Origin of the sequence: Rhodococcus sp. BUPNP1, assembly GCF_002215235.1 — a bacterium.
In the GTDB taxonomy this organism is placed as follows: domain Bacteria; phylum Actinomycetota; class Actinomycetes; order Mycobacteriales; family Mycobacteriaceae; genus Rhodococcus.
The window spans coordinates 12393-29901 of sequence record NZ_NERM01000009.1 but is presented as its reverse complement, the minus strand read 5'-3'; the positions used below and the strand labels follow the sequence as shown (position 1 = coordinate 29901).

Below are 17509 nucleotides of genomic sequence, written 5' to 3'. Positions count from 1 at the left end.
TCCGACAGGGAAGAATGGAACCGATGCACTCACGACTGGCCTACCGCCGCACCGGATCCGGTGAACCCCTCCTCCTCCTGCACGGCATCGGCGCCACGATGGACGACTTCTCCACCCTCGTCCCGCGACTCGCCGAGCACTTCGACGTGCTGAACGTCGACCTGCCCGGGCACGGGTCGTCACCGAAGCACAGCGGCCGACCCACCATCGGCGCCCTCACCGACGTTCTCGAGGCGAACCTCGACGCACACGGCCTCGACCGGGTGCACGTCCTGGGCAACTCGCTCGGCGGGCGACTGGCGATCGAACTCGCCGTGCGCGACCGCGCCCTCTCGGCGGTCGCCCTGTCGCCCTCGGGACTCGGACTGCCACCGGAGCGCGTCTACCAGGGCGCGCTCATGACGAGCGCGCGCCTGCTCAACAAGGCCCGCAGCCCGTTCATCGAGCCGATGGCACGCAACGTCCTCGGCCGCACCGCACTCACGACGGGACTACGCGCGAAACCGTGGAAGACGACCCGCGCCGAAGCACTGGCGGTCAAGGGTGGATTCGCCGACTCGGCCGGCTTCTGGTCGATGCTGTGGGACGCGATCCTGACCGATGTGCCGACGGGACTCGATCGGATCGACTGTCCCGTCACGCTCGCGCAGGGCGTTCTCGACACGGTCGCGTCGGCGCAGACCGTGCGGTACCTCCCGCTGATTCCCGGGGCCCGGTTCGTGCCGCTCCCCTGGGCCGGCCACGCGCCGCAGTCCGACTGCCCCGAGGCCATCGTCGACCTCGTGCGCCGGACCGCCGCGCGGGCGAGCACCTACTGCCGATAGGACTCGACCTCGTCGACCGGCCGTGCCTGCGCGTCGTCCGGATCGTCACCGAACTCGGCCTTCGCGCGACGCTGACGCAGCAGGTCCCAGCACTGGTCGAGTCGCTTCTCGACCGCCCGCAGGCGCTGCAGATCCTCGTCGCTCAGACCGTCCGCGCCCGTCCGCGAGCGCAGCGTCTTCTCCTCGTCCACCAGCTTCTCGATGTGCTGGAAGAGATCGTTCTCGTCCATGTGTGGCTCCCTCGATGTGGTGTGCCGAGGGCATAGCCTGATTCGCCCGGAGTGAAACCGCCGACGGTTTCGCACCCGACCGGCCGGGTATCTCCTCGACATGAGCATCGAAGACGGTCCCGGCGACACCCTCAGCCCCAGCGAAGGCCTCGACGCCGACGAGGTGCGGAACGACGACGGCGACGAGGTCGTCGACCCGCCCGAGGACTGGAGTGGAGCCGACAAGTTCGGAACGACCCAGCGTGAGGAGCAGGAAGGCGAGTCGCTGGACGAGCGTCTCGCCGAGGAGGAACCCGACGTCGAACCCGTCGAGCCGCTGGACAAGCCTGTCGCGGCGACGCCGGAGGACGAACTGACCGAAGACGTGGACGAGGTGGTCGACGACGCCACCACCGGCGCTCCGGAGGACCGGAAGCTGGCCGATGACGTCGACGGGACGATCGTGGAGGATTCGCGTGTCGACCGCGGTCAGGTCAGCGGCGCGCCCGAAGACGGGGAGTCGATCTTCCCGGTCGTGGAGTAGGGTCCGGCGAACAGACGAAGGGGAGGTTGTGTGCGTGTCCGGGCGACGGACACGCACACAACCTCCCCTTGCTTTGCGTCAGAGCACTTTCGAGCCGTACATCTCTCCGAGCGGGTCGGCGATGAGTTCGAGGCGGGCCCCGTCGGGGTCGCGGAAGTACAGCGAGACGTCGCTGTGTTCGACGAGCTCGACACCCGCGTCGATCAGCTTGTTGCGCAGGCGCTCCCAGGTGGGAAGGGCGACGCTGATCGCGATGTGGTGCAGACCGCCGAAGACCTCCCGGTAGGGGCCGACGTCGAGGCCGGGGAAGTCGAAGAAGGCCAGCAGGTTGCCGTTGCCGATGTCGAAGAAGAAGTGTGACGACCCCGGATAGTCGCGGTTCTCGATCAACTCCGTCAGCGGGAACCCGAGGAGATCCTGGTAGAAGCGCACGGTCCGCTCGACATCGCTGCTGATCAGCGCGGTGTGGTGCAGTCCCCGCGCCGAGGACTGCGGGCGCGCGTCGGCGGGCTTCAGGTGCGCGTCGCGGATGAGTGCGCGCCGACGCTCGAATTCCTCGGAGCGCTGCTGCTCGTCGGCGATCATCGATCCACCTTCTTCCCGGCGTAGTTGCATTCTCAACCACCAGGATGATCCCCACTAGTTGCGTTGTCAACTAGTTTGGCCCAGGTGGTAGCACTTCGTGACCCGGGGAGTCACGGACCGGGTACGACGATCTCGTCGCCGTCACGTCTTCTTCACGAACATCCGATTCGCCCGTTCCCGCAGATATCGGGTGCGGACGATGAATGTGTCGGGGGCTCAACGCGGTTCCGAGGAGATCCCATGAACCATCGCAGGACCCTGCGTGCGACGGTCTCGTTGCTCGCACCGCTCGCACTGCTCGCCGGTTTCGCACCCGCCGCGAGCGCAGCGGCGGACACCGACACCCGAGGACTGTGGACGGTCAGCACCCGCGGAGACACCGTGCTGGTGAAGCTGATGTACACCTCTCCACCGGACGAGGACTATCCCTTCATCTGCGTCGCGGCGCTCGGCACCGGCGAGTCCGGAACCGCCGAGATCTTCGGAGCGAACTACCAGACCCTCGAGTTCACCGGGCTCGCCGCAGGACCCAACATCGCGACCGCCAGTTGCGAGGACAACGACGGGGAGCTCCGGCCGGTGGGCGCGATCGAGTTCGACCTGCCCGGCCCACCGACCCTCCACTACGTCGCGACCGAGTCCTTCTGGTTCGACGACGCGGACGACGACTGAGCGTCACATCTTCGCGTCGCGCGCCATGACGAAGCTGTAGAGGCCGTAGACCGCGATACCGAGTCCCATGAGGACGAGCAGCACCGTGCCGAAAGGCTGCGAGCCCAACGTCTTCAGAGCACCGTCGAGGCCCGCTGCCTTCTGCGGGTCGGCCTGGAAGACCGCGACGATCACCAGCACGCCGACGAGACCGAGCGCGAGACCCTTGGCGACGTAGCCGATGAGGCCGAGGCGTTTCACGAACGTGCTCGGGTGGCTCTTCAGATCGTCGACGAAGTTCTTCGACGCACCCTTGTAGACGTGGTAGGCGCCCACACCGAGGATGACGAGTCCCGCGACGACGAGGACGAACTTGCCGGCGCCGGACTGCAGCAGCTTCGCCGTCAGTCCCGCGTTCTGTTCACCACTGGACTTGCCGCTGCCGCGGGCGAACCCGAACGCGGTGTACGCGAAGGCGAGGTAGACGACACCGACGCAGGCGGCCTTGAACCGGTCGAACGCCTTGTCCTTCATGTCGGCGTCGGGCTGCTCCGGCTCGGACGCCTTACCGAAGGCGGCCTCGGCGAACCGCCACAGGCCCATCATCACGAATACGACGACGGCGATCCACAACGCGATCTTCCCGCCGGGCTGCTCGCCCAACTCCGCCATCGCACCGGACTGCGACGCCTCCTGCTCGCCGCGACCGAACGCGACCCTGATCGCGAGGTAGCCGATGAGCAGGTGCACGATGCCACTGCCGACGTAGCCGGCACGTGCGAACTTCTCGAACACACCGTTCTGCGCGACGCGCTCGGCGGATGTCGCCGCGCCACGCGACGCGGGGGCCTGACGGTTCACTCTCGTCTCCTCATCGGTCGGGACTGTCCCCTTCGCGCTGTATTCCCGAGACCGCGGACCGCAAACGCGAACCGGCTCCGGTGGGTAGATTGGCGTCAGGTTCGAAACGCCGTCGATCGGAGGCGCATCGTGCGGATCGTCGAGGATGCTGTCGCCCTGGCCCGCCGGTGGGTGGAGGAATCGTCGGAAGTCGCGCCCGACCGTGCGGCCCGCCACCTCGCCGACGTCCTGAAGGACCCCCACGGACTCGAGTTCACCGTGCGCTTCGTCGACGAGGTCATCCGCCCCGAGGATCCGGCGACCGCAGCGCACGCCCTGGCCGAATTGTCCCGGAACATACCGGATTTCCTTCCCGTCCATCTCCGCGCGGCCGTGCGGGCGGGCGGCGCGATCGGTCCCCGCTTCCCGCACCTCGTCGTCCCCGCCGCGCGCCGCGCGCTGCGGGCGATGGTGGGGCACCTCGTCGTCGACACCGACGATGCCGCGCTGGGCCGGGCCATCGCACGACTGCAACGACCCGGCATCCGGCTCAACCTCAACCTGCTGGGCGAAGCCGTCCTCGGCGAGGCCGAGGCGCGTCGCCGTTTCGAGGGCACCTATGCGTTGCTGGCACGCGACGACGTCGACTACGTCTCGCTCAAGGTCTCGGCGGCCGTCGCGCCGCACTCGCCGTGGGCGTTCGACGAGACCGTCGCGGACATCGTCGAGCGGCTCACCCCGCTGTACCGTCTCGCCGCGAATTCGCCGACGCCGAAGTTCGTCAACCTCGACATGGAGGAGTACCACGACCTGGACGTGACAGTCGCGGCGTTCACGAGCCTTCTGGAACGGCCCGAGTTCCTCCACCTCGAGGCCGGGATCGTGCTGCAGGCGTATCTGCCCGATGCCCTGGCCACGATGATGGAACTGCAGCGGTGGGCGGCGGCGCGACGCGCACGCGGCGGTGCCGCGATCAAGATCCGGGTGGTCAAGGGCGCCAACCTGCCGATGGAACGGGTCGACGCGTCGCTGCACGGGTGGCCGCTCGCGACGTGGAGCAGCAAGCAGGAGACCGACACGAACTACAAGCGGTTGCTGCACTACGCGTTCACACCCGAGCGGATCGAGAACGTGCGGATCGGGGTGGCCGGGCACAACCTCTTCGACATCGCCTACGCGTGGGAGCTCGCCGGCCGCCGGCACGTGCGCAACGGGATCGACTTCGAGATGCTCCTCGGCATGGCGCAGAGCCAGGCCGAGGTGATCCGTCGGCATGTCGGCAGTCTGCTGCTCTACACGCCCGTCGTCCGCCCCGACGAGTTCGACGTCGCGATCTCGTATCTGGTGCGCCGGCTCGACGAGGGTTCGGGGCAGGAGAACTTCATGTCGGCGGTGTTCGATCTGGCCGACGATCCCACCCTGTTCGAACGCGAGGAGCAACGGTTCCGCGCGTCGGTGGCGGCGCTCGACGAGGACGTCCCCTCCCCCAACCGGACGCAGAACCGGCAGGGACCTCCCACTCCTGCCCCGCCGGTGTTCACGAACACGCCGGACACCGATCCGTCCCTGCCGCAGAACCGGGAATGGGGTCGCCGCATCCTCGAGCGGGTGCCGTCGTCGAAGCTCGGTATCGACACCGTGCGTGCGCACACCCTCTCCTCCGAGGAACAACTCGAACGCGTGCTGGTCGACGCGACGGCGGCCGGTCGCGCATGGGGTGCCCGCAGCGGTGCCGAGCGCGCACAGATCCTCGAACAGGTGGCCGATGTGCTCGAAGCGCGTCGCGCCGATCTGCTCGAGGTGATGGCCGCCGAGGGCGGTAAGACCCTCGACCAGTCCGATCCGGAGGTCTCGGAAGCGATCGACTTCGCGCGGCACTACGCCGAGCGGGCCCGCGCGCTCGACGGGATCGACGGTGCGCGGTTCGTGCCGTCGACCCTCACGGTCGTCACACCGCCGTGGAACTTCCCGGTCGCGATCCCGGCGGGCTCGACGCTCGGGGCGCTGGCCTCCGGTTCGGCGGTGGTCCTCAAGCCCGCGACGCTCACGGCGCGATGCGGGTCGGTGCTCGCCGAGGCGATGTGGGATGCCGGTGTGCCCCGCGACGTCCTGCATCTCGTCCACGCCGACGAACGGTCGCTGGGCACGAAGCTCGTCTCCGATCCCCGCGTCGACCGGGTGGTGCTCACCGGTGCCTACGAGACCGCCGAGCTGTTCCGTTCGCTGCGTCCGGGGATGCGGCTGCTGGCGGAGACGAGCGGCAAGAACGCGATCGTCGTGACGCCGAGCGCCGATCCGGATCTGGCGGTGCGCGATGTCGTGCAGTCGGCGTTCGGGCATGCCGGGCAGAAGTGCTCGGCGGCGTCGCTCGTGATCCTCGTCGGCTCCGTGGCGACCTCCCGCCGGTTCCGCGACCAACTCGTCGACGCGGTGCGGTCACTGCCGGTCGGTCCCGCGCACGATCCGCGAACCCGTATGGGGCCGTTGATCGAACCGGCGCAGGGCAAACTGCTCACCGCTCTCACCGAACTCGGGGACGGCGAGTCGTGGCTCGTCGAACCACGCCGGCTCGACGAGGAGGGCCGGCTGTGGACGCCCGGCGTGCGCACCGGGGTGCGACGCGGGTCGCGCACGCATCTCGTCGAGTTCTTCGGTCCGGTGCTGGGGGTGATGACCGCGGCCGATCTGGACGAGGCGATCGCGATCCAGAACGAGGTGGATTACGGACTCACGGCAGGTCTGCACTCGCTGGACCCCGAGGAGATCGCCCGCTGGCTCGATCGGGTGCAGGCCGGGAATCTGTACGTCAACCGCGGTATCACCGGTGCCATCGTGCGACGGCAGCCCTTCGGTGGTTGGAAGAAGTCGTCGGTGGGCGCGGGCTTCAAGGCGGGTGGGCCGAACTACCTCTTCGGCTTCGGCTCCTGGGAACCGTGCACCTGGGACGAGGACGCGCTGCGCCGGGCGTTCGAGGACGACGAGCGAGCGTGGACGTCGGAATTCGCTGTGGCACAAGATGTCACGGGATTGACGGCGGAGCGGAACCTGTTCCGGTACCGGCCCGTTCGCACACACGTACGCCTCGGCGAGGCGGGTCGGCCCGACGAACTCGTGCGCGTGCTCGGTGCCGCGGCCCGGGCGGGCGCGCCGGTGGAAATCTCTTCGGCTTTCGACGTCGATCTCGTAAGATGCTCGAATACAGCACGTTTCGACGGTCGCGTGCGCGTGGAGAGTGATGCGGAATGGGAGGAACGGATCGTCGACGTGGCCCCGGCGCGCGTCCGTCTGATCGGCGCAGCGCCACCCGCCGAATGGAACACCCGATGCGATGTCGCGGTGTTCGACCATCCGGTGACCGGATCCGGACGAATCGAAATGTTGCCGTTCCTGGCCGAACAGTCCGTCACGATCACCGCTCATCGATTCGGCACACCGCACCGGCTCACCGACGAGATCATCTGAAAACAAACCCCGAAGCGGTTCTGCCGAAGCCCTGTGAACCCCGACACTGTGAGGTGGAATAGGAAAATGGATATCGCCACGACACCCCCTACCGAACGTCGCAAGCTCGCACTCGCCGCGGTGAAGGAACTCGGGCCCCAGCGCACCGAGAAGGCCGTCCTCAAGGTTCGTTGCCCCAAGGGCCACACCGTAGCGGCGGTGTACAACACCACCGAGGGTCAGGTCGTGGTCTCCCGCAGCGGTCCCGGCGGCCGCGGCAACCGCGACCGCGAAGCGACACCGCACAATGGCACATCACTCAATTCGGAGTATGTGGACACCCTCGAGGTGACGCAGTTCGAGGACGACGCCATTCCCTCGGGATGCGCGTGCGGTCCGCGTTCGCTGTCGCGGAAGAAGATGCAGGACGCCGTGGCGACGCACGCTCACGTCATCAACCTGACCTGATCTCCTACAGACCGAATCGCAACTGCACCCGGAACACGTCGAGCACCTCGTCGAGCCATCCCAGGATCGACAGCGTCGAATCGATGTTCTGCGGTGGTGTGCACACCAGGGTGTCGTGCCGGATCAGACGATCGAAATCCACGGCGACAGGACCGTTTCGCACCGTTCCGTTCCGCGTCCGGAATTCGACGCCGGCACGCACCATCACGTCGATGATCTCCTGGGCGAGGATCCCGTAGGCGACCGTCGTCGGGTGCACACCGTCGAGGGAGAACAGCCCCCCACTGTCGCGGCCACCTTGCCCGTCGGCGGACAGGAAACGCGTGTCGGGCACCGGATCGAGAGCGGCGAGCGCCGGAGGTAGCGGGTACGGCTGCCACCATGCCGGTCGCGCTTCGGGGTCGTCGACGTAGCGGCGGGCGGCCAGGCGGTCGAGGATGCCTGCGGTGTCGAGCAGGTACCAGTCCAGTCCCGCACGACGCGCGTCGGCGACCGCCTCGGTGATCGTCTCGTCGAACAGATCGATCGCGGCGTCGACCATGCGGGCCTGCGCGCCGGTGATGTGTTCGTCGCGGCTCGCGTCGAAGCGACGTGCGTCCACCCACGGCCGGGTGTAATAGGGGAAGTACGGCGAGCCGTTCTTCGTCCCGATCCCCCGGGCGATGGGTGCGATGGTGACGTGCGGGACGGTGCACAGCACCACGTGCCGCGCGTCGATGTCGCGGAGCTTCGCGACGACCTCCGCGAACTCGCTGTCGAAATGCTCGGGCTGCCAGATCGTGTATGCCTGTTTCGCGTCGAGGTCGCGGAAGTCGTCGCCGCTCCACACGACCTGCAGTTCGGTGACGGTCTGCAGCGCGTTGTTCGAACCGAGGAAGACGACGAGTGTCTCGATGCCCGCGTCGGTGTCGTCGTCGTGCTCGGCACCGAGTTCGGTCGCGACGTCGAACAGTGTCATCTCGCGGCGCCGGTCGTCGGTGTTCGGGTAGACGTACAGCGCCGCCCGCTCCCCGTTGTTCTCGACGAGCTGCCGCACGAGATCGTCGCGGGGTTTTCCGATGCGTTCGGCGCAGACGCGTGCGGTCTTCTGCAGCGCGTCGCGCAGATCCCAGCCGAAGCACGACAGGTTGTGGAGATATCCGACGAGCGGTGGTGTCGCGCCGGGTCCGCGTTCCCAGTAGTCCTCGACCTCGTCCATGAAACCCCGCGCCGTGAAGAGCGCGGTCGGCAGCTCCCACGGTTCGAGCGTGGATCCGTGCCGCTCCTCGATCCGGCGCAACAGCACTTCGACGTTCAGCGGCAGTCCGCCCGGCCCACCGAAGCGCGGGTATCGGAGGTCGGCACCGAGTTCGTACGCAACGATCGCCGGAACGGAGACGTCGGTGTTGTAGATCGCGCCGCTCTGGAAGCCCTGCAGCAGGGAGTCGCCGAGCGCCACCAACCGGTGTGGCGGTGTGCCGCGGAAGGACCGGGGAACCTCGATGCCGAGGGTCGGGTCGGACACCGGCACCCGCGGCGGCTGTGCGGCACGGGCCGCCACCGTGTCGGGTGTGCCCTCCGGGATCTCGTCGGCCGTCATCACGCCTCCTCGGCCCCCCTCATCGAGGGTAGGCAGACGGCACCCCCGGCGTGGCCGGATCCGGCAGCTCGTCGACGGCAGACCCTGTCCGGGCCGACGCGTACCTTCGGAGCATGAGCGACGCCGACTTCGCCCACACCGATCGCGCCGAGAAGAACCGGCGAGACAAGGCCGTGACCCTGGCCCGGTATGCATGGAACCGCGGCATCTCGGGAGCCGAACTGCTCGCCATGACCGACGAGACGCGACGCAAGCTGGCGCGGGCCGCGGATGCGCATCCACCGCGCACGATGGAGACCTGGGAACTCGCCGCGAGATTGATGGACGAGAAGACGGCGTGGGCGCAGAAGCATCCCGATCATCCCGCAGCGGTCCGCACCGACGAGGACGAGAAGATCATGTGGGTCAAACCGCCCGTGCGGTCCTGGTTCGAGTGACCGGGAGGAAATTGCCTTGCAGCAGAAGTTACCGAGTGCAACAATTTCCGCTCGCCTCACCTCTGTGCAGGCCACCTTCACGTAACAGCTCGATATTCCTATTCCGACAGGAACACCGTGACCACCACTTCGGAACCTCTGGTTCTCACCCAGCGACGGATCTGGATCATCTTCTCCGCGCTCATCGCGGGCATGATGCTCGCCAGCCTGGACCAGACGATCGTCTCCACCGCCATGCCCACGATCGTCGGGCAGCTCGGCGGCGTCGAACACCAGGCGTGGATCACCACCGCCTACCTGCTCGCGGTGACCATCGTGATGCCGATCTACGGCAAGTTCGGCGACGTGTTCGGGCGCCGGTACCTGTTCCTCATCGCGATCGGCGTGTTCACCATCGCCTCCGCGGCGTGCTCGATGACCGACGACTTCTGGACCTTCGTGGTCTTCCGCGCGATCCAGGGCTTCGGCGGCGGCGGTCTGATGATCCTGTCGCAGGCGATCATCGCCGACATCGTGCCCGCGAGCGAACGCGGTAAGTACATGGGCCCGCTCGGCGCGATCTTCGGTCTGTCGGCGGTCGGTGGCCCGCTGATCGGCGGCTTCTTCGTCGACCACCTGACGTGGGAGTGGTGCTTCTACATCAACGTGCCGGTCGGCATCATCGCGTTCGTCATCACCTGGTTCGCGCTGCGCCTGCCGGTGAAGAAGCCGACGAAGCGGATCGACATCCTCGGTGTGCTCACGCTCTCGCTCGCCACGACCTGCCTGATCTTCTTCACGGACTTCGGTGGCGACGCCGACCGCGGCTGGACCGCTCCGCTCACGTGGATGTTCGGCGCCGGACTCGTGGTGTTCGTGTGCCTGTTCGTGCTCGTCGAGTCGCGGGCACAGGACCCGATCATCCCGCTGTCGCTGTTCCGCAACTCGATCTTCGTCAACGCCACGGCCATCGGTTTCGTCCTCGGCCTCGGCATGTTCTCGGCGATCGCCTTCATGCCGACCTTCCTGCAGATGTCGTCGGGTACATCGGCCGCGGTCTCGGGTCTGTTGCTGCTGCCGATGATGGCCGGTCTGATGATCACCTCGATCGGTTCGGGTCTGGCCATCACCAAGACTCAGCGCTACAAGATCTATCCGATCGTCGGTTCGCTCATCACCGCGGCGGGCATGCTGTGGCTGACCACGCTCGAGGGAGACACCCCGCTGTGGGTGATCTGCTCGATGCTGTTCGTCTTCGGTCTGGGTCTCGGGCTGATCATGCAGGTCGTCATCCTGATCGTGCAGAACGCGGTGCCCGCCGACGAGATCGGCACCGCGACGAGCTCGAACAACTACTTCCGCGAGGTCGGTGCGGCGCTCGGTGTCGCGATCTTCGGCACCATCTTCACCAACCGCCTGGCGGAGAAGCTCGTCGAGGTCTTCACCGCGGCCGGCGCGACGCCGGAGCAGGCGGGCCAGGCCACCGCGACCGTCGATCCGGCAGCGATGAAGATGCTGCCCGATCCCGTCCGCGAGGGTGTCATCGACGCCTACGCCGACTCGCTGGCGCCGGTGTTCTGGTACCTCATCCCGTTCCTGCTCATCGCGTTCGTCCTCGCGTGCTTCATCAAGGAGATCCCGCTCTCCGACGAGGCGCTCATGGTCGCGCGTGGCGAGGCGGTCGCCGACCCGGCGAAGGCGTCGAAGGACGACACCGTCGTGGTCGTCGAGGGAACCGAGATCGGTGCGGACACTGCGGACACTGCGGACAGCGGGTCGAAGCGGCCGTGATCGAATAGGTCCGGTCATCGGACGAGGGAACGGAGACGGCACGTGGGACGAACGATCACACCGGTTCGCGTCAAGGACGTGGTGATCGGTGAAGGCGCACCCACGATCGTCGTCCCCGTCACCGGCCGCACCCCCGAGGCGCTGCGCGAGCAGATCGCGGCCGTCGCCGATCGGGCCGACGTCGTCGAATGGCGCGTGGACTTCTTCCACACCGTCGACGACGTCGCCTCGGTGGTCGCGCAGGCCGGCGCCCTGGCCGAGCAGTTGCAGGGCACTCCCCTGCTCGCGACCTGCCGCACCGCGAACGAGGGCGGGGAGATCGCGATCGCCGACGAGGCGTACGCAGATCTGACGGTCGCGCTCGCCGAGAGCGGCACGGTGGATCTGGTGGACGTCGAGTACCGCCGCGACCGTGCCGCCGTCGAGCGGATCGTCGCGGCGGCGCACGCCCGCGGTGTCGCGGTGGTGGCGTCGAACCACGACTTCGACGCCACGCCGCCGAAGGACGAGATCGTCGCGCGGCTGCGCGAAATGCAGGAACTCGGCGCCGACATCTGCAAGATCGCCGTCATGCCGCGATCGACGGCCGACGTGCTCACGCTGCTCGACGCGACCCGCACCATGCACGAGGACCACGCCGACCGCCCGTTGATCACCATGTCGATGGGCGGTCTCGGCGTGGTGTCGCGGCTCGCCGGTCAGATCTTCGGATCGGCGGCGACGTTCGGGATGGTCGGCACCGCGTCGGCACCCGGCCAGGTCGACGCCGACGAACTGCGCTCGGTGCTCGGGTTGATCGACCGCGCCCGCTGATCACCACACGGTGGCGAGAGTGAGCCCGGCGGCCGCCGCGACGAGCGTGGTCGCGAGCGTGCCGAACGCGATCGCGCAGGCGGCGCCGTAGCGGCGCGCCACGATCAGGCGGACGGAGTCGACGCTGGTCGTGCTGAAGGTGGTGAACCCGCCGCAGAACCCCACCCCGACGACGGTGAGCATCTCCGCGGGGGCCTCGTGGAACAGCACCGCACCGGTGAGCAGCCCCAGCAGCAGCGAACCGGTGACGTTGATCAGCACCGTCGGCCACGGCAGGGACGACCCGGAACGGGCACGCAGAGCACTGTCGACGACGAAGCGGACGACCGCGCCGAGGCTGCCCGCCAGCGCCACCCCCACCGCGATCACGACGCGCTCCGGCGTTCACCCAGGCAGGCGCCGAGGGCGATGCCGACGCCGGTCGCGACCAATCCGGCGAGCACCGTACCCAGCGCGTAGGTCACCGCGGCGAGCAGGTGCCCGTCGCGCAGCAGCAGGTCGGTGTCGACGGCGAGTGCGCTGTAGGTGGTGAACGAGCCCAGCGCACCGGTGCCCACCCCGAGCCGGACCACCTGCCGCCAGGAGGTGTCGGGGCCGATGCGGATCAAGGCCTCGAGCAGGAAGCCGAGCAGCAGCGCACCGAGGACGTTGATCGCGAAGGTCGTGACCGGCCAGGCACCGGACTCGACGGGGAACCACCGGCCGAGGCCGTAGCGGGCGCTCGTCCCGAGCAGGCCGCCCACGGCGACCGCCGCCAGTGCCGACGGTCGCAGGTGCAGCGCTCTCGGCAGCGGGCGTTCACCCTCGCTCAGTCCTGGTCCCACAACTCCAGAACAGTAGTGAGGATCTCCTCCGACGCACCGAGACCCCCGAGATGACTTTCGCCGGGCAGGTGGTGGAACTGTGCGTCGGGCAGCAGGTCCACCATGTGCAGGCCGTGCTCGATCGGGATGATGTGGTCGGTGTCGCCGTGCCACCACCGCACGGGCACCTTCACGTCGGAGACGCGGAAGCCCCAGTCGCGGGTGAACACGACGATGTCGGAGAACGGCGCGGAGATCTGACGTCGGCTGCCGTTGAGCAGGTCGTCGAGGAACATCGCCTTGAACTCGGGGCGAGCGAGCAGGCGGCGGTCGGCCTCGGGTGAGAGCCGCCCGTACAGGTCGATGATCGGCGACGCGAACGGACGCACCACGCGGATCGCCGCGCTCACCGCCACACCGATCGGGACGCCCGCGGTCTGCAGTGCCGGCGCGACGAAGGCGCCCAGTTTCATCAGGTTGCTGTCGATCGCCTCGGGACCGACGACGGGTGCGACACCGCCGAGGACCGCGGCCGCGACGACCCGTTCGCGCAGCGCATAAGCCGCGGCGAGGGTGTAGGGGCCGCCGCCGGACAGTCCGACGATCGCCATGCGGTCGACTCCGAGGGTGTCGGCGACGATGCGCAGGTCGTCGCTGAACGCGAGGACGTTCTCGTAGAGGTGCGGTGTGGACGAGCCGATCCCTGGGCGGTCGATCCCGATGAGGCGGATGTGGTTCCGTTCGGCGAAGGCGCGGGCCTCGATGGGAACCTGGCGGCGCGCACCCGGTGTGCCGTGCAGCCAGAACACCGTGCGGCCCTGGGCCGACCCGAACTCGGCGAAACCGAGCCGGCGGCCCTCCCCGACCGCGACGGTGCCTTCGAGCTTGGGGCGTTCGACGTCCATGGCGTCAGCATGGCACGCACCCGCACGCCCGACCAGCAACCGTCCCGTGGGACGAATCGACGCAACCGAGATGTGATGCGCGCTACATTGGATCTGACTACAGCCAGCGTCAGATTCCGACCACCCGGAGATGCGCCCGTGACGAAGATGCTTGCTCCTCCACCTCCAGGCCTCGCTCCCGTCCCGGGCGACAGTGGCCTCCCCTACGTCGGTTACGCGCTGAAGTACATGCGCGATCCCATTGGGGCATATACGCATCGGTACCACGAGCACGGTCCGGTCTCGTGGTTCCGCTTCGCCGGCCGCCCCTGGGTGGTGTTGCTCGGGCCCGACGCCGTCGGTGCGGCCCTGCAGAACCGCGACCGCGCGCTGCTGAACGGACCGGGCTGGCGCGCCCTGATCGGGCCGTTCTTCGACCGTGGGCTCATGCTGCTCGACGGCGACGAGCACACCGCGCACCGTCGCATCATGTCGCAGGCGTTCACCCGCGACCGACTGTCCCTCTACACCGACCGCATGCACCCGTCGATCGAACGGACCCTCGACGGGTGGACACCGCGCGACGATTTCCGCGTGTACCCGGCGCTCAAGGAACTGACCCTGGGCCTCGCGACGGAGATCTTCATGGGCGGCGCCGAGGGATCGTCCGCCCGCGAGATGGACGAGGTGAACCGGGCTTTCATCGGATGCGTGCAGGCGGCCACCGCCATCGTGCGCTATCCGCTGCCGGGCACGCGGTGGCGTCGCGGCATCGTCGGACGGGCACGCCTCGAGAAGTTCTTCCGGCACTATCTCCCCGCGCGTCGCGCAGGGGACGGCGACGACATCTTCTCGGTGTTCTGCCACGTCGAATCCGAAGAAGGCGAACGGTTCTCGGACGACGACGTGGTCAACCACATGATCTTCCTGATGATGGCCGCGCACGACACCTCGACGATCACACTGTCGACGGCGATGCAGTATCTCGGCCAGTTCCCCGAATGGCAGCAGCGGTGCCGCGACGAATCCGACGCGCTCGGCACCACCACGCCGAGTTTCGACCGGCTCGACGAACTGACCTCGCTGGATCTGGTGATCAAGGAATGCCAGCGACTGGTGACTCCGGTGCCGGGTGTTGTGCGACGCGCGGCGAAGGACACCGAGATCCTCGGACACTTCGTCCCGAAGGGCACCCTCCTCAATCTCGGGATGCACTTCTCCCACCACATGCCCGAATTGTGGCCCGACCCGGAACGTTTCGATCCTGAGCGGTTCTCGCCGGAGCGCCGCGAGGACAAGGTGCACAAGTACGCCTGGGCACCCTTCGGCGGTGGCGCGCATCGGTGCCTCGGCATGCATTTCTCGGGAGCCGAGATCAAGACGGTGCTGCACCACCTGCTGTTGCGTTTCCGCTGGCACGTGCCGGCCGACTACGTCGCGCCGATGAACTTCACGTCGTTGCCGTTCCCGAACGACGGAGGTCCGATCCACCTCCTTCCGAGGTGATCGGGGCGTAGAAAGAAGGGGTGACCGCCGCCGACGAACTCGACGAACGTTTCGTCGCCGCGGTGCGCGCTCTGCCCGGGCACGCACCGCCGGAGCGGCCGGTCGACCGGCGGGTCGACGACGACCTGCTGGTGCGGTACTTCGACGCCCAAGTGCAGTCGCGGCACCTCGATTTCGCGGCCCGCACCCTGCAGGGACGCGGTGAGGGTTTCTACACCATCGCGTCGGCGGGCCACGAATCGAACGCCGCGCTGGGCCTGTGCACGCGGGTGACGGATCCTGCTCTGCTGCACTACCGTTCGGGCGGTTTCTACGCGGCTCGCGCGTCGCTCGTCGAGGGCAGCACCCCGATCCGCGACGTGCTCGCCGGATGCGCGGCGTCCACGCTCGATCCGATCTCGGCGGGTCGGCACAAGGTGTTCGGCAACGCCGACCTGAACATCCTGCCGCAGACGTCGACGATCGCCTCGCATCTGCCGCGAGCCGTCGGTCTCGCCCTCGCATTGCCTCGGATGCAGCGTCTCGGACTCGATGCGGCGTGGCCGTGGGATTCGGTGGTGGTGTGCAGTTTCGGCGACGCCTCGGCGAACCATTCGACGGCGGTCGGTGCCCTGAACGCGGCCGCCTACTGCCGTCACCGCGGGTTGCCGTTGCCGTTGCTGCTGGTGTGCGAGGACAACGGGCTCGGCATCAGCGTCCCCACCCCGCCCGGCTGGCTCGAGCGGTCGCTGTCGTCGTATCCGGGGATCGAGTACCGGTCGGTGGACGGCGCCGATCCGGTGGAAATGCTCGCTGCCGCAACCGATGCCGCGGAGACGGCGCGCACGACCCGGGCGCCGATCCTGTTGCACGTGCGGGCGGTGCGTTTCCTCGGTCATGCCGGTTCCGACGTCGAGTCGGCCTACCGCAGCCCCTCGGATCTCGCCGCCGATCACGAACGGGACCCGCTGGTGGGCACCGCCCGCGAACTCGTTGCGCGTGAAGTGCTCGATGCTGCAGGGGTTCTCGACCGGTACGAGCGGATCCGAGCCGAGGTCGACTCCGTCGCGGACTCGATAGATGGGCCGCCGCGACTGGCGACCGCCGCCGAGGTGATGCGACCGCTGGAATCCGGGCTCGTGCTCGTCGACGACGATCCGCATCCTGCCGGTGAACCGCTCACGCTCGCCCGGGCCGTCACCCGCACGCTCGGACAGCTCCTCGAGGAGGATCCCCACGCCTGCGTGTTCGGCGAGGACGTCGGCCTCAAAGGCGGGGTCTACGGCGTCACCCGAGGGCTGCAGGAGCGCTTCGGGCGCCTGCGCGTGTTCGACACCCTGCTCGACGAGCAGACGATCCTCGGCACCGCGCTGGGCTTCGCCGTCGCGGGCATGCTGCCGATCCCGGAGATCCAGTACCTGGCTTACCTGCACAACGCCGAGGACCAGTTGCGCGGGGAGGCGGCGAGTCTGGCGTTCTTCTCCGACGGGCGGTACCGCAATCCGATGGTCGTGCGCATCGCTGGCCTGCCCTACCAGCGCGGCTTCGGCGGGCACTTCCACAACGACGATTCCGTCGCCGTGCTGCGCGACATCCCCGGTCTCGTGCTGGCCGTGCCGAGTTCACCCGCCACGGCCGGCGCCCTGCTGCGCACGTGCGTCGAGCTGGCTCGTCAGGAGGGCCGGGTGTGCGTCTACCTGGAACCGATCGCGCTGTACCACCGGCGCGACCTCTACGACGAGGGCGACGGACTGTGGCAGCAGATCCCCGACACCGCCGGGCTTCCACCGGGATCGGTGTGCGTCTACGGCGACGGGCGCGACGTGCTGGTGGTGACTTTCGGGAACGGGGTGCCGATGAGTCTGCGTGCCGTCCGTCGCGCGGGAGTCGCGGCAACCGTCCTCGACCTGCAGTGGTTGTCGCCGCTGCCGACGACCGCGCTGCTCGAACACGTCCGCCGCTTCGAGCGCGTGGTGGTGGTCGACGAGACGCGCCGCAGCGGAGGTGTCGCGGAATCGGTCGTCGCGACGCTCGTCGACGATGCGTGGCAGGGCCGGATCACGCGGGTCACCTCCCACGACAGCTACGTGCCCCTCGGGCCGGCCGCGGCGCACGTACTGATGTCGGAGGACGACATCGCGCGGGCCCTGCTGGAGGCGTGATCAGCAGGAAGCGG

17 protein-coding genes are annotated in these 17509 nt (G+C 68.2%); 10 read left to right on the top strand and 7 right to left on the bottom strand.

Going from position 1 to position 17509, the window contains the following annotated elements; genetic code table 11:
* Positions 1-23 precede the first annotated feature (23 nt).
* A complete protein-coding gene (locus tag B9C99_RS11360; RefSeq protein WP_253250039.1) occupies positions 24-824 on the top strand; it encodes an alpha/beta hydrolase in 801 nt (266 codons plus the stop codon).
* On the opposite strand, the gene B9C99_RS11355 is transcribed toward B9C99_RS11360, so the two are convergent.
* Positions 812-1054, bottom strand: coding sequence for a DUF2630 family protein (locus B9C99_RS11355; protein WP_088897889.1), 243 nt, complete (start codon positions 1052-1054; stop codon positions 812-814). The two genes, B9C99_RS11360 and B9C99_RS11355, sit on opposite strands and share 13 nt — an antisense overlap.
* A 100-nt stretch (positions 1055-1154) precedes the next feature.
* Here B9C99_RS11355 and B9C99_RS11350 point away from each other — a divergent pair, with 100 nt between their 5' ends.
* Positions 1155-1577 (top strand): hypothetical protein, encoded by a 423-nt coding sequence (locus B9C99_RS11350; RefSeq protein WP_088897888.1) that lies wholly within the window; start codon positions 1155-1157, stop codon positions 1575-1577.
* Between the two features lie 78 nt (positions 1578-1655).
* On the opposite strand, the gene B9C99_RS11345 is transcribed toward B9C99_RS11350, so the two are convergent.
* Positions 1656-2162, bottom strand: a complete 507-nt coding sequence (locus tag B9C99_RS11345; RefSeq protein ID WP_088897887.1) for a VOC family protein — start codon at positions 2160-2162, stop codon at positions 1656-1658.
* A gap of 240 nt (positions 2163-2402) precedes the next feature.
* On the opposite strand from B9C99_RS11345, the gene B9C99_RS11340 reads away from it, so the two are divergent.
* Entirely contained in the window at positions 2403-2834 is a 432-nt protein-coding gene (locus B9C99_RS11340; protein WP_016696232.1) for a hypothetical protein, read from the top strand.
* A gap of 3 nt (positions 2835-2837) precedes the next feature.
* On the opposite strand, the gene B9C99_RS11335 is transcribed toward B9C99_RS11340, so the two are convergent.
* Positions 2838-3674 carry a DUF1206 domain-containing protein gene (locus tag B9C99_RS11335; protein ID WP_088897886.1) on the bottom strand — a complete coding sequence of 279 codons (837 nt, stop codon included), beginning with the start codon at positions 3672-3674 and terminating at the stop codon, positions 2838-2840.
* 129 nt (positions 3675-3803) lie between these two features.
* On the opposite strand from B9C99_RS11335, the gene B9C99_RS11330 reads away from it, so the two are divergent.
* Entirely contained in the window at positions 3804-7115 is a 3312-nt protein-coding gene (locus B9C99_RS11330; protein ID WP_088897885.1) for a bifunctional proline dehydrogenase/L-glutamate gamma-semialdehyde dehydrogenase, read from the top strand.
* 66 nt (positions 7116-7181) lie between these two features.
* Positions 7182-7562, top strand: coding sequence for a hypothetical protein (locus B9C99_RS11325; RefSeq protein ID WP_016696235.1), 381 nt, complete (start codon positions 7182-7184; stop codon positions 7560-7562).
* A 4-nt stretch (positions 7563-7566) separates the two neighbouring features.
* Here the strand turns inward: B9C99_RS11325 and B9C99_RS11320 are convergent, their stop codons facing one another.
* Complete coding sequence (locus tag B9C99_RS11320; protein ID WP_088897884.1) at positions 7567-9141, bottom strand: hypothetical protein; 1575 nt, start codon at positions 9139-9141, stop codon at positions 7567-7569.
* 113 nt (positions 9142-9254) lie between these two features.
* Between B9C99_RS11320 and B9C99_RS11315 the strand changes: the two genes are divergently transcribed.
* The 3 genes from B9C99_RS11315 to aroD all read left to right on the top strand — a co-directional run bounded on the left by B9C99_RS11315 (position 9255) and on the right by aroD (position 12161).
* On the top strand, positions 9255-9578 hold the full coding sequence (locus tag B9C99_RS11315; protein WP_024102029.1) for a hypothetical protein: 324 nt from the start codon (positions 9255-9257) through the stop codon (positions 9576-9578).
* A gap of 117 nt (positions 9579-9695) precedes the next feature.
* The gene (locus B9C99_RS11310) at positions 9696-11348 is read left to right on the top strand and encodes an MDR family MFS transporter (RefSeq protein ID WP_088897883.1); all 1653 of its coding nucleotides are present in this window, start codon (positions 9696-9698) and stop codon (positions 11346-11348) included.
* Positions 11349-11390: 42 nt separating this feature from the next.
* A complete protein-coding gene (gene aroD / locus B9C99_RS11305) occupies positions 11391-12161 on the top strand; it encodes a type I 3-dehydroquinate dehydratase (protein WP_088897882.1) in 771 nt (256 codons plus the stop codon).
* Here the strand turns inward: aroD and B9C99_RS11300 are convergent, their stop codons facing one another.
* From B9C99_RS11300 to B9C99_RS11290, 3 genes are read right to left on the bottom strand one after another with little or no spacing between them, the layout of a single operon-like run.
* The gene (locus tag B9C99_RS11300) at positions 12162-12530 is read right to left on the bottom strand and encodes a CrcB family protein (protein ID WP_088897881.1); all 369 of its coding nucleotides are present in this window, start codon (positions 12528-12530) and stop codon (positions 12162-12164) included.
* Positions 12527-12985 carry a CrcB family protein gene (locus B9C99_RS11295; RefSeq protein WP_088897880.1) on the bottom strand — a complete coding sequence of 153 codons (459 nt, stop codon included), beginning with the start codon at positions 12983-12985 and terminating at the stop codon, positions 12527-12529. The genes B9C99_RS11300 and B9C99_RS11295 overlap by 4 nt, the downstream gene beginning before the upstream one ends.
* The gene (locus B9C99_RS11290; RefSeq protein WP_016696243.1) at positions 12970-13869 is read right to left on the bottom strand and encodes an alpha/beta hydrolase; all 900 of its coding nucleotides are present in this window, start codon (positions 13867-13869) and stop codon (positions 12970-12972) included. The genes B9C99_RS11295 and B9C99_RS11290 overlap by 16 nt, the downstream gene beginning before the upstream one ends.
* Positions 13870-14007: 138 nt before the next feature.
* Between B9C99_RS11290 and B9C99_RS11285 the strand changes: the two genes are divergently transcribed.
* Positions 14008-15354 carry a cytochrome P450 gene (locus B9C99_RS11285; RefSeq protein WP_088897879.1) on the top strand — a complete coding sequence of 449 codons (1347 nt, stop codon included), beginning with the start codon at positions 14008-14010 and terminating at the stop codon, positions 15352-15354.
* Positions 15355-15374: 20 nt separating this feature from the next.
* Complete coding sequence (locus tag B9C99_RS11280; protein WP_088897878.1) at positions 15375-17495, top strand: thiamine pyrophosphate-dependent enzyme; 2121 nt, start codon at positions 15375-15377, stop codon at positions 17493-17495.
* Positions 17496-17509 lie beyond the last annotated feature (14 nt).